The sequence below is a fragment of the Pseudoalteromonas atlantica genome (assembly GCF_043641955.1).
GTDB classification, from domain to species: Bacteria; Pseudomonadota; Gammaproteobacteria; order Enterobacterales; family Alteromonadaceae; genus Pseudoalteromonas; species Pseudoalteromonas atlantica_A.
Genome location: NZ_JBHZRV010000011.1, coordinates 60,488 through 73,016, shown reverse-complemented (window position 1 = coordinate 73,016; position 12,529 = coordinate 60,488). Strand labels below are relative to the sequence as shown.

At 40.9% G+C, this 12,529-nt stretch carries 11 protein-coding genes and 2 tRNA genes; 7 read left to right on the top strand and 6 right to left on the bottom strand.

Translation table 11 applies throughout. The features are described 5' to 3' along the window. The 4 genes from ACHUE3_RS17605 to ACHUE3_RS17590 all read left to right on the top strand — a co-directional run bounded on the left by ACHUE3_RS17605 (position 1) and on the right by ACHUE3_RS17590 (position 1,398). Positions 1 to 77, top strand: a tRNA-Asp gene (locus tag ACHUE3_RS17605). A gap of 54 nt (positions 78 to 131) precedes the next feature. Continuing rightward, positions 132 to 208, top strand: a tRNA-Asp gene (locus ACHUE3_RS17600). A gap of 203 nt (positions 209 to 411) precedes the next feature. Then, positions 412 to 558: a helix-turn-helix domain-containing protein gene (locus ACHUE3_RS17595; protein ID WP_394193631.1), complete on the top strand. Its 147-nt coding sequence runs from the start codon at positions 412 to 414 to the stop codon at positions 556 to 558. Between the two features lie 267 nt (positions 559 to 825). Beyond that, positions 826 to 1,398 (top strand): transcriptional regulator, encoded by a 573-nt coding sequence (locus tag ACHUE3_RS17590; RefSeq protein WP_394193630.1) that lies wholly within the window; start codon positions 826 to 828, stop codon positions 1,396 to 1,398. Positions 1,399 to 1,461: 63 nt separating this feature from the next. Here the strand turns inward: ACHUE3_RS17590 and ACHUE3_RS17585 are convergent, their stop codons facing one another. Continuing rightward, the gene (locus ACHUE3_RS17585; protein WP_394193629.1) at positions 1,462 to 3,405 is read right to left on the bottom strand and encodes a S9 family peptidase; all 1,944 of its coding nucleotides are present in this window, start codon (positions 3,403 to 3,405) and stop codon (positions 1,462 to 1,464) included. 162 nt (positions 3,406 to 3,567) lie between these two features. Between ACHUE3_RS17585 and ACHUE3_RS17580 the strand changes: the two genes are divergently transcribed. Then, the gene (locus ACHUE3_RS17580; RefSeq protein WP_394193628.1) at positions 3,568 to 4,158 is read left to right on the top strand and encodes an ABC transporter ATP-binding protein; all 591 of its coding nucleotides are present in this window, start codon (positions 3,568 to 3,570) and stop codon (positions 4,156 to 4,158) included. Next, positions 4,155 to 5,270, top strand: coding sequence for a DUF6136 family protein (locus tag ACHUE3_RS17575; protein WP_394193627.1), 1,116 nt, complete (start codon positions 4,155 to 4,157; stop codon positions 5,268 to 5,270). Before ACHUE3_RS17580 ends, ACHUE3_RS17575 begins: the two co-directional genes overlap by 4 nt. 4 nt (positions 5,271 to 5,274) lie before the next feature. Here ACHUE3_RS17575 and fadE read toward each other — a convergent pair whose 3' ends face one another. Beyond that, entirely contained in the window at positions 5,275 to 7,731 is a 2,457-nt protein-coding gene (fadE, locus tag ACHUE3_RS17570) for an acyl-CoA dehydrogenase FadE (protein ID WP_394193626.1), read from the bottom strand. A 257-nt stretch (positions 7,732 to 7,988) separates the two neighbouring features. On the opposite strand from fadE, the gene ACHUE3_RS17565 reads away from it, so the two are divergent. Then, positions 7,989 to 8,753, top strand: coding sequence for a class II glutamine amidotransferase (locus ACHUE3_RS17565; protein WP_394193625.1), 765 nt, complete (start codon positions 7,989 to 7,991; stop codon positions 8,751 to 8,753). Between the two features lie 129 nt (positions 8,754 to 8,882). Here the strand turns inward: ACHUE3_RS17565 and ACHUE3_RS17560 are convergent, their stop codons facing one another. From ACHUE3_RS17560 to cmoB, 4 genes are all read right to left on the bottom strand, one after another. Further along, positions 8,883 to 9,674, bottom strand: a complete 792-nt coding sequence (locus tag ACHUE3_RS17560) for a DUF3108 domain-containing protein (protein ID WP_394193624.1) — start codon at positions 9,672 to 9,674, stop codon at positions 8,883 to 8,885. After that, positions 9,631 to 10,278 (bottom strand): phosphoribosylglycinamide formyltransferase, encoded by a 648-nt coding sequence (gene purN, locus ACHUE3_RS17555; RefSeq protein ID WP_394193623.1) that lies wholly within the window; start codon positions 10,276 to 10,278, stop codon positions 9,631 to 9,633. The genes ACHUE3_RS17560 and purN overlap by 44 nt, the downstream gene beginning before the upstream one ends. Next, the gene (purM, locus tag ACHUE3_RS17550) at positions 10,278 to 11,330 is read right to left on the bottom strand and encodes a phosphoribosylformylglycinamidine cyclo-ligase (protein ID WP_394193622.1); all 1,053 of its coding nucleotides are present in this window, start codon (positions 11,328 to 11,330) and stop codon (positions 10,278 to 10,280) included. The genes purN and purM overlap by 1 nt, the downstream gene beginning before the upstream one ends. 229 nt (positions 11,331 to 11,559) lie before the next feature. Continuing rightward, entirely contained in the window at positions 11,560 to 12,528 is a 969-nt protein-coding gene (cmoB, locus tag ACHUE3_RS17545) for a tRNA 5-methoxyuridine(34)/uridine 5-oxyacetic acid(34) synthase CmoB (RefSeq protein ID WP_394193621.1), read from the bottom strand. Between the last annotated feature and the right edge of the window lies 1 nt (position 12,529).

Sequence of the window (12,529 nt, the reverse complement as noted above, 5' to 3'; positions counted from 1 at the left end):
GGAGTGGTAGTTCAGTTGGTTAGAATACCGGCCTGTCACGCCGGGGGTCGCGGGTTCGAGTCCCGTCCACTCCGCCACTTGATATCATCAATAAAATTAGTAAGTGTATTACCCCATACACATACCACTGCGGAGTGGTAGTTCAGTTGGTTAGAATACCGGCCTGTCACGCCGGGGGTCGCGGGTTCGAGTCCCGTCCACTCCGCCACTTGTTATTTCCTCAATAGCAAGATTATAAAATCCCTTTACAATCATTTTAAATAATTAGATTTTTTCTATCAGCTATCAGCTATCACATCGACTCTATTATACTAACCTGCTAATATTCCTTATTATTCTTCATTATTCAGCTTTATATATCTGCATGAATTGCCAAGAATCTAATCTCACTTTAAAAAAGGAAACATTAAGATGAGTACATTAGGTCAGCAATTAAAGCAGCTGAGAAATAATAAAAAATTGAGTCAACCAGAGTTCGCTCAGCAAGTGGGGATAGAGCAGAGCCATACCCAAACCACCTCAAGATGCGAGTTTCAGTTGGAATTAAAAGCGATTTAGGCAAGGCATTGATTGCAAATAATGGTTATTCCCTTGTTAAAATCAATAACGCAGTATAAATCGCTTTTAAACCAACCCATGGGGCGTTTCACAGGAACTTACTCTCATCGTTGTTCCTTCTTAAAAGGGACTGCCATTGTTGCAAAGTAACGCCTTGATATTAAGCCCCTGTGAAACGCTGAATTCTGCATCTTGAGGTGGCTTGGGTATATATCAAAACTTGAAAACGATAAATCAATTCCCTCGAATGAAATATTTAGAGCTTTATTGATAGCATTAGACCTTCCAATTGATGAGTTTATGAAGCCCCTTACCTACAGCCATGACAAAACAAGACTTATGCAAATACCTGATGTAGAGCAGTGGTTCAAATGTAAAGAAGTAAAGAGCTCAGCCACGCAGCGTAAGGTTATTTACTTGGCTATGTTTTTGATTTCTTTTGGCTGTGCATTATTTTATGCGGGACATAAAAATTATGTGTTTAATGAAAAATTTTATGAGTACAAATCGTTTGGTGTAGTAAAAGCAGGTGAACCTCATGACATTATTGAAAATTGGAGACGATATACTCTATTCATCCCAGATAAACGGACTGTAATGGAAGAGAAGCGTTATGAGATGGAGGTTAGGCGTAAAGCGCTTTACAAGTTAATGGATGAGTATGTCGGTAAGTCATTTGTAGAAGAAGTTGAGGGTGGTAAGCGAGTTTATCTTTTAGTGAAGGTGGAACCGCATACAACTGAACATGCAGGCAATAGTTGGTTTGAGTTTTTAGGTATTTTTGCTGCTGTATTTGGTTTAGCGCTCGCTTTACTGGAACCCAGATTAACCAAGCAATAAATAAGTAATAAAAAGCCTGCTTACGTGAAGGCGTAGCAGGCTTTAATATAAATTGGCTTAAAATTAACCTTGTGGGCCAAAGCGTTCTTTTAAGTAAGTATCTAAAAAGTTTAGATAGGCGTTGGACGCACTAATGCGATTTTCTTTCTTACTAAAACCGTGGCCTTCATCATCAAATAATACATATTCTACTGGCACACCATTAGCTTTAACCGCAGCAACCAACTCATCGCTTTCAACTTGTAATACGCGTGGATCATTAGCACCTTGTATTACCATTAAAGGCTTAGTGATATTATCTGCATGAAACAGTGGGGAAATGGCACGATGACGCTCACCATCGGTAGCAGGGTCGCCCATTTCATCGTAAAGCGCCTTTTTAAAGCTTTCCCACCATGGTGGAATAGAGTTGAGTGTTCTTACCCAGTTAGTAACGCCAAAAATATTAATGCCGACTTTAAATTCTTCTGGCTCAAAGGCAAGCGCGGCTGCGGTCATAAAGCCGCCGTAGCTACCACCCATAATACCGATTTTATCAGCATCGACCCAATCTAGGCTTTGTAAGTGTTTTTTACCGTAGACAATATCTTGCAGATCATCGGTACCATGCTTTTTATCATCTAAATGGAAAAATGTTTTACCATATCCTGAGCTACCACGGTTATTTACGGCAAAAATAGCATAGCCATGATTAACTAAATGTTGTTGCATTGCACTATAACCAGTGCGGCTTTGCCCACCTGGGCCACCATGCACCCACACCAGTGCGGGCACTTTATTGCGGCTATTGGCTTGTTTTGGTTTATACAACACCCCAGGTATTTCTAAACCATCAAAACTTTTAAAGCGAACAATCGTGCTTTCAACTAAGTCATTTTGATCTATATCTTCACTCAATGTGTTTGTAAGCTGCTTAGCTTCACTACTACCAACTTGCCAAACAAATAAATTGCTTGGTGAGGTGTCTGAGTTTAAGTAAAACGCCATAGTTTTCTCATCGCTTGAGAAGTTTACGCTGCGTAAATTTCCTGCAGGTAACTTAGGCATGGCAATTTCTTTACCTGTTCTTGTATCTTTGACGGTTACTTTTGTGCTGGCATCAGCATTAACACCGCTTACTTGATAGCGACCAGATTTAGAGAAGTATATAAAGCTGACATCCCAATCATCTTTTAAAGCTGGGCTATATTCGCCTGTGGCTAACTCATATTGCCATACTTGTGAAAACTCGCCTTTAGCGTCCGTTGAGTAGTATAAATATTTACTGTCTACAGAGAAGGTCTCAGGCGTATATTGTGCCGGTGTATCGTGTTTTGAGATTAACTGTGGCTTGAGTGTCTTTTTATAGGTATCAAGAATAAACGTATCGCTGTCTTTATTGGTATTATTTTTAGACAGCGCGATATAACGCCCATCAGGACTAATTGCGCCAACATCTAGTCCTTGAGTGTTTTGATAAACAGGGGTGACTTTATAGGTTTTACTATCAACCCGATATAAGTCCATAAACTTGGCATCGCGCTGGTTGCTGGTGATAAAAAACTCACTGCCATCTTTGGTAAAACCAGCAAAGCTTGCGCGAGTTTCATCGCCTGGGGTTAAATCTTTGATTGAACCATCAAGCTCACGTACGTAAACATGATAGCGTTCATTACCGCCTGAATCTTTGGTAAATAACACTCGCTCATCATTAGGGAAATAGCGTATAGGATAGGTGCTGTCTTCAAAATTAGTTAGGCGAGTTTTACTTGCTGTTTTTACATCGACTTCATAGAGACTATAGATACCGCTTTCATCGCTACTAACTAGAACTTTATCACCAGAGGGTGAAAAGCTACTGCCCATGATAGATGTTGTATCAAAAAAGGTTTTAGCGTTATAGGTTTTTACTTGTTGTGTTTGCTCAGTTGCCACAGGGGTAGAAGCTGAATTATTAGATTGACTGCAACCTGTCAATGCAATTGATACTGCACAGGTAATACAGGCAAGTTTGAGGGCTTTTTTCATAGATACATTCCTTGGATTATAATTATAGACTTTTAGTGTTAACCGAACATTTTTTAAACGCAAGTAATTAGCCTATTCGAACTGCAATAAAGTGTTACAAACCATGTAGCCCACGAAAATAGAAAACCAGTTATAATTCACTTTCAAAATCAGGGAGTATTTATGATAGAAGTCATTGGGTTACATAAACAGTTTGCTGAAAATGTATTGTACAGTGGTTATAGTGTGCAGTTTTGTGCATCTAAAATATGCATTGAAGCGCCTAATGGCCAAGGTAAAACAACGTTGTTGATGATGTTGGCAGAGCTTGAAACACGCCAAAGTGGACAGATTTTGTTTTCAGGCAAAGCATTAACCGAACCACATAAACAAGTTGCCATAGCCTCAGACAGTATTGCTTTGCCTGATTTCTTGACGGCAAAGCAAATTATTAACTTGTCCGTGAATACGCTGGGTTGTAATTGGCCAACGACAATAATAGATGGGTTTAATTTTAATGAATTTTTAAATACTCGTTTTGATGCGCTGTCATCAGGTAATCAAAAGAAATGCCAGTTAATTTTAGCGCTTATGCGTGATGCTGCTTATTTACTTCTAGATGAACCCAGCGCAGCACTTGATCAATCCAGTATTCAGTATTTATTGGTACTGCTTGATGAATATCTAATAGATAAGCCAAATGGGCAAATAATCATCACCTGCCATGAACCCGCGCCATTTATTGAGCATGGCTTTGAGTGTATGCCTTTATGATTGCAAATTTAAAACAATCAATCGGGCAATATCGCTCTTTTATGGATTATCGTTATCAGGCTTACAAAACTGAACTCACGCAATTATTGTTGCAACTTAAAAACTTTGGCTTGTTATTTCTAGTGGTACTTGGCTCTGCCATGCTTGGTATGATTTTACTGTTATTTTTAGGGCTGGGAAAAATTATCGATAGCAGCGATGCACCGCAGTATGGTGCGCAGATGGCTTGGCTATATTTGCTGTTGCAAAGTGTCATGTTGAGTGCAATGAAATCTGCGATAAAAAACACCGCTCAACGTGCCTTTCAACAAGCATTGGTGAAGCGGTATTGGCTTGGTTTGATGGATATAAAGCTTTTACTGTTAAGCAATGGCTGGTTGATTGCGAGCCTCATTATCGCGATTGATCTTAGTGTGAGTCAGTGGCTTAGAGTGCCGCATTTCTGGTTGTTTTTACTATTGCAATTTGTGCTCGGCATTTTATGTTTATACAAGCCAATAGCGCTGGTTTATGGTTTTTTGTTATCCGCAATCTGGGTAACGTTACCGCTTGATGTTAGTCCTTTGCTTTATCATAGCGGCTTTGTACTGTTGTTTGCGTTAAGTACTTTTATGGTCCCTTTTAATGTTACAGCTAAGCTAAAATTGAGTTCACTTACAGGCTTTTGGCTGTTATTTTTTATGCATAATAGCTGGGCTTTGATATGGCGAGGGGCTTTATTACTATGTGTATTTATGGCATCCAAGGTGTTGTTACAAGAGCGCGCTGATTTAGCTGCTATATTCAGTATTTTGTCACTTGCCTTTGTGGTGTTATTTAGTAGCTCACTACAATTTGATTGTAGTCACCTATATCAGCAGTACAGTGTGTTTTTTAACATGCAGAATAAGCAAACAGCATTCTTTGTTAGCTTATTTATTCCTAGCTTAATTGTATTATTACTCGCACTGGTTGGTTTTGTGGTTTTATTTAATCAAGAAAATAGCTTATTGCTAGTAATAGGGGGGATTTGGTGTTTACTACAACAGGCCTTAGCGCAAAAAAAACCAGCGCATTATGCGCTGGTTTGGATGGTTATAACAGGTTTGTTATTAGCTGTGATTAACGGCTAATCACTTAGGCTGCATCAGCCTTGTTGCCTGTGTTGTTACGTGCGGCTTTACCTGCTAATAGGTCAGCAGGGGCAAAGTCATCAACGTTAATAGTGTCTAAACGTGCTTTTTCAACATCAGCCAGCTTGTCAGCTTCGGCTTGCGTTAAAATACCTGCATCAAGGCCCATCTGCGCTACTTTATCAAGTTGGAAGAAAGGCAGTTTAACACCTTTTTCACGGCATACTTTATCAAAAAGAGGCTCAACAGCTAGCACGTCTTTAAGCGTTTGCTCTTGACGGCCTACTAAATTAAGCGGCTCATTTGTAAGGTATACATAACTTGCCAAACGATTACGGGTTTCACTTGGCACCTGTAATATCTGTGCTAATTTATGTTCAAGTTTGTCAGTTGGTTTACGAACCGGGCGACCGAACGGGAATAACATAAGCTTAAGTGCTGCACGTAACGGCGCTGATGGCATATTGTTAATTAAATCAGCTAATGCACGTTGGCAGTGGTAAAGGTGATCTTGGCAGCTCCATTGTACAAGCGCAAAGTCTTCTTTTTTACGGCCTTCATCGTTGTAACGTTTAAGCGTAGCAGACACTAAGTATAAATAGCTTAGTAAATCACCTAAACGCGCAGAGATACGCTCTTTACGTTTTAGTGAGCCACCAAATACCGCCATACTGATATCTGACATTAACGCAAGTGATGCACTAAAGCGTGATGCAATACGGTAAAACTCAGCTGTTTCATCTTTATACGGTGTACTGGTAAAGCGAGCCCCCGTAAATGCTAACCACTTAGTACGTACTAAATTAGAAATAGTAAAGCCGATGTGGCCCATTAGTGCTTTATCAAATACCGCAAGTGCTTCTTCACGGTCTTCAATTGAGCATGCGTTTAACTCAGTTAAAACGAATGGGTGACAACGGATAGCCCCTTGACCGTAAATAATCATGTTACGGGTCAAGATATTTGCGCCTTCAACAGTAATGGCAATCGGCGCACCTTGATAGCCACGACCTAAATAGTTATTTGGCCCAAGCATGATACCTTTACCACCATGAACATCCATTGCATGAATGGTTGAATCACGCATTTGCTCTGTTAAGTGGTATTTAATAATGGCTGAAACAACCGATGGCTTTTCACCTAAATCTACCGCGCCGGTAGACATGCTTACTGCTGCATCTGAGCTGTAAGCGTAACCAGCTAGTTTAGCAAGTGACTCTTCAACCCCTTCCATTTGACCGATTGGTAAACGGAACTGACGACGAATACGGCTGTATGAACCACTGGCAAGGGCGATAGTTTTAATTCCACCTACAGAGTTTGAAGGCAGGGTAATAGCACGACCAACAGATAAACATTCAACCAGCATACGCCAGCCTTGACCGGCCATTTCAGGACCACCAATAATGTAATCAAGCGGTACGAAAATATCTTTACCGCGAGTTGGGCCATTTTGGAACGGCACATTAAGCGGGAAGTGACGACGGCCAATTTCTACACCAGGCATATCTGTAGGAATAAGGGCGCAGGTAATACCAAGATCTTTTGTATCACCTAATAAACCATCAGGGTCTTGCATTTTAAACGCAAGGCCAAGCACTGTCGCAACAGGCGCAAGGGTAATGTAACGTTTGTTCCACGTTAAGCTTATACCTACAACTTCTTCGCCTTCCCACATGCCTTTACATACAACGCCGTAATCAGGAATTGCACTGGCATCAGAACCCGCTTCTGGTGACGTTAAAGCAAAGCACGGTATTTCTGCTCCACTCGCTAAGCGAGGTAGGTAATGATCTTTTTGTTCTGTCGTACCATAGTGCTGTAGTAACTCGCCTGGACCTAATGAGTTAGGTACACCTACAATAGATGAAAGCAACGTCGATTTACTGGTTAGCTTTTGTAATACACACGATTGTGCAAACGCAGAGAATTGTAAACCGCCGTATTCTTTTTTGATGATCATGGCAAAGAATTTATTATCTTTTAGATATTGCCATACATCTTGCGGTAAATCAGTTAGTTCATGGGTTGCTTCCCAATCATCTAGCATACTACATACTGTTTCAACCGGACCATCAATAAATGCTTGCTCTTCAATAGTGAGCTTAGGCATTGGATATTGATGTAACTTTTCCCAATCAGGGCGGCCACAAAATAAATCGGCTTCCCACCACGTAGTACCGGCATCAATCGCTGACTTTTCAGTTTCAGACATTGTAGGCGTTACTTTTTTAAACATGGCGAAGATTGGTTTGATTATGTATTGCTGACGAATGCCAGAAATAGAAAGCGGTACACTGATGATTAAAAATATCAGCCAGCTAATTGCACCAAAAGCACCCGCAAAGGTACCAATAACAAGTGTTGCGATAGAAATGCCAAGGGCAGTGTTCCAGCTCGCTCTGTGGTAACTCGCGATGCTAAGCAGTGCGATTAAACCGAGTGTAAATATGAGTGTCATGTACTTAATCCTTAATAGAGGTCAGACCACCTCCGTTAGAGTAGCGCTAGAATCGGTAATTATCAAGAGTCTAAATAAGATAATCTATGAGTTTGGTCCCCAATCTCTAAAGAGTACAATATGGAAACTAACATATGCTTGCTATGGCCAACCTTATGTTTAACAATGCGTAGTATAGCGGTTTTATTTTATTGTATGAGCGTTGCGTTTGGGTTGAATGATAACTCTGGCAACTCATTTAAAGGTTTAAATATTTTATGTGTGAGTTACTTGGCATGTCTGCGAACGTGCCGACAGATATTTGTTTTAGCTTTTCAGGCTTGCTGGAGCGAGGTGGTAATACGGGGCCGCACAAAGACGGTTGGGGGATTACTTTTTATGAAGGCAAAGGTTGTCGTACATTTAAAGATCCAGAACCAAGCTGTCAGTCTGAAATTGCCAAGTTAGTAAAAGCATATCCTATCAAGAGTGTTTCTGTAATTAGCCATATTCGTCAAGGTAACCGGGGTCGTGTGTGTCTTGAAAACACACATCCATTTACACGTGAGTTGTGGGGACGTGAAATTACTTATGCCCATAATGGTCAGCTATCGAATTATCATGATTTGAAGCCTGAGTATTATCGCCCTGTAGGCAACACTGACAGCGAGCTGGCTTTTTGTTGGTTACTCGATAAAATTCGTGAAAAATACCCAAAACGCCCATCAAACATGGCGTCGGTTTTTCGTTATGCGGCAAAGCTTTCGCATACCCTACGTGAAAAGGGCGTATTTAATATGCTGCTTACTGATGGGGTATATGTATTAGCGTATTGTACTAATAACTTACATTGGATCACGCGTCGTGCTCCGTTCGGTAAAGCAACCTTGATTGATGCCGATATGGTGGTGGATTTTCAAAAAGAAACCACTCCTAATGACGTGGTGACTGTGATTGCAACAAGACCATTGACTAATGATGAGCGATGGCAAAAAATGGAGCCGGGTGAATTCGCGTTGTTTAAAATGGGTGAGTTAATTTAATTTGGTAGGTTGGGAGAGTACAACGAAAGCCAACGTAGGATTTTCAATTAATAAATTATAAGTAACAAGAAGAATGCCCAAGTTATTAATTAACTTGGGCTTATAGTTTTAAATGTTGAGACTAATCTATTACTTTGGGGCTGTTTCGCTTTTTACAGCTTTTGGAACAGCAACAGGGTTGGTGACAGTGAATGATTTCATCTGTACTTCAAATTGCTCTACACCTTTTTCGCCTTTCCACATTCTTACTAACATATAGTCCATTTCTGGGGCAAACCAGGCTAATGCTTGGCGCTTATCATTGTCGTAAAGACGTTTTACTTTTATCGCTTCAATATTGCCAATAGGTAGTGATATCATTTCTGTGCCAACAACTTCGAAGTCGTAATCGCGGCAATTACCCTTTTTATCCACTAGGGGGTAGGATAAGTTGGTTTTCCCCATTTTTAGGTCTTCTCGCACTTGTACCTGATATGAAATTGAGTCTTGGAATTGCTCACTCCATTCACATTTTATTGGGTATTTACTTTCACTGCTATTGACGAGCTTATCTGTGGCGTTAAACGATAAAGTGTATTTTTTATCAGGGCCAGTACCTTTGCGGATCATGCTGTAATCAACTGGAGACACTTTACTGTTGTTAAAAGTAAACTTGGAGGTCTCTTTACGAGAATCTGAGAATATCATCCACTCAATATCACTGTGGTAACTCACTTGGTAATTGTTATCAGCGAGTTTTTTTAAGGTACGTACACCCTGACCGTGGTTTTCACCTTTTCGTAAAATGTCATAGCTGGCTTCGAATTGGGTGAGTTCACCGGCGATTAAACTGGTAGGAAGTAAAGTGCCCGTACACAAAAGTAGGGCACTTAATTTTTTATTGTGGGTAGTCTGCGCCGTGTGTCGGGAGTTGTTTTTCATCAAGAACTGCATAATCTGCTTCCATCGTAAGTCGTTGTTCACTGAACCATTTGACCACCAAAGGATAGATTATATGTTCTTGCGCATGTACACGTTTTGCGAGTGTGTCAGCTGTATCATCTGCTAACACGGGAACTTTGGCTTGAAGAATAACCGGACCGCCGTCTAATTCTTCAGTGACAAAGTGCACACTTACGCCATGAACGTCATCTTTTGCATCAATTGCTCTTTGGTGGGTATTCAGACCCTGATACTTAGGCAACAAAGAAGGATGAATGTTCAACATTTTTCCTTTAAATTTTTGCACTAAGCTAGGAGTAAGAATACGCATAAAACCAGCTAATACAACTAAGTTTGGTGTAAAAGAGTCAATAACGTCCATTAATTTAGCATCATAGGCTTCGCGCGAGTCAAAATCTTTATGGCTGAGCACTGCGGTTGCAATGCCAGCTTGTTTTGCTCGCTCAAGGCCATAAGCGTCTGCTTTATTACTAATGACAGCCGCTATGTTTGCGTTTATCTCGCCATTATTACAGGCATCAATGATGGCTTGTAAATTTGAGCCACTACCTGAAATTAAGACTACTAGACGAGAAGGGGCCATTAATCACGGCCGCCTAGGATTTCTACTTGTTCTTCACCTGCTTTGGCATCTTGAATTTCACCAAGGTGCCATGCATCTTCACCAAGTTCTTTTAAGATGCTTAAGCTTTGCTCAAGTTTGTCGGCAGGAACCACTAAAACCATACCTACACCACAGTTAAATGTGCGGTACATTTCGTGGGTCGTGATGTTACCTTTTTCTTGTAACCAGTTAAAGATACCCGGCCACTGCCAGCTATCACCTTTAACAACTGCTTTTGCAGATTCAGGTAATACACGTGGGATATTTTCCCAAAAACCACCACCAGTGATGTGTGATAGTGCGTGAACATCTACTTGCTTGAATAGCTCAAGTAATTGTTTAACGTAAATACGTGTAGGCTCAAGTAGTGTTTCGCCAAGCGTTTTACCTTCAAACTCAACGTTAGTATCAGCGTTTGATACTTCAAGTACTTTACGAATTAACGAAAAGCCATTTGAATGAGGACCGCTTGAAGCAAGTGCAATTAGTTGGTCGCCAGCAGCTACTTTAGTGCCATCAATAATGTTGGCTTTTTCTACAACGCCTGTACAAAAACCAGCCATGTCGTAATCTTCACCTTCGTACATGCCCGGCATTTCAGCGGTTTCACCACCAATTAAAGCACAACCTGAAAGCTCACAGCCTTTGCCAATACCCGTTACAACATCTGCAGCTGTATCAACATCAAGTTTGCCTGTAGCATAGTAATCTAAGAAAAATAATGGCTCTGCACCTTGAACGATAAGGTCATTCACACACATTGCAACTAAGTCGATGCCAACAGTATCGTGCTTTTTAAGATCAATCGCTAAACGTAATTTTGTGCCCACACCATCGGTGCCAGCAACTAAAACTGGTTGCTTGTAACCTTCAGGAATTTCGCACAGTGCGCCAAAACCACCAATTCCGCCCATAACTTCAGGACGACGGGTTTTTTTAACTACGCCTTTAATACGCTCAACAAGTGCGTTACCGGCATCGATATCTACGCCCGCGTCTTTATAACTTAGAGACTGTTTTTGTTCGCTCACAGGATTTCCTCAAAAAAGTTGCATGGTTTTGCATGTGTATGCTTAGAAACGCGCGTATTTTACAACAATTGCGAAGGCGCGGCTAGCGCAAATATAACTTTAACATCCTTGACAAGGACAGTTGTCCGCATAATGCGAGAATGGTATTGAGAAATAGTTTATAGGGCACTGCTTTAGCGTCGATGATTGCCACGACGCTAAAGTACAGTAATTAAAAAATTGCTGAAGACTAAGCCTTGGCAGTTAAAATAGCACGTAGTGGTGCAGGGTAACCTTCAATTGTTTTGCTGGTGTCGTTAGGGTCTAAAAAGTCGATCAGTGATTCGTTTTCCATCCAATCTGATTTTCGTTGTTCTTCAAGTGTAGTAATTGCACAGTCTTTTACTTGTACATCTTTAAAACCAACGCGTTCCATCCACAGTTTTAATGCATCTGTACTTGGAATAAACCATACATTTCGCATTTTAGCGTAACGGTCAGTTGGTACCAGAACAGTGTTTTCATCACCTTCGATAACGAGTGTCTCAAGAACTAACTCACCACCTGGGCGCAATTGTGCTTTTAATTGTGCTAAAAAGTCTATTGGTGAGCGGCGATGATAAAGCACGCCCATTGAAAAAACCGTATCAAATGCTTTTAATTCTGGCAGGGCTTCAACACCTAGCGGCAGTAAGTGAACATTTTCATCGGGGTTAAAATGTTTAATGGCCTGAAATTGGCACAAAAATAGATCAGATGGGTCGATTCCAACCACAAACTCAGCGCCTTCTCCGCGCATTCGCCACAAGTGATAACCTGATCCACAGCCAATATCTAATACAGTGCGGCCTTTAAGCGGTTCAATATGGGGTAATAACCTGTCCCACTTCAAATCGCTGCGCCACTCGGTATCAATCTCAATGCCATGCACGCTAAAGGGGCCTTTACGCCACGGCATCATACGCTTGAGCAGGTGTGTAGTTTGCTTTTGCTCACCTTCAGTCATTTCCCCTGATGCACCAATTTCAACTTTATCAGTGATATTTACGTGCTTAGTGTGAACTTCTGGTAAGTTTTTTAACACTTTTTGCCATTTAGGTAAGTCACCGTGGCTGGCTTCATTTTGCCAGTGCTTTAATTGACTCGGAAGCGTTTCGAGCCAGTGGCTAAGAGGTGTTTGCGCAATTGCAGCGTAAAATTGGTTAAACCATGAAGACATT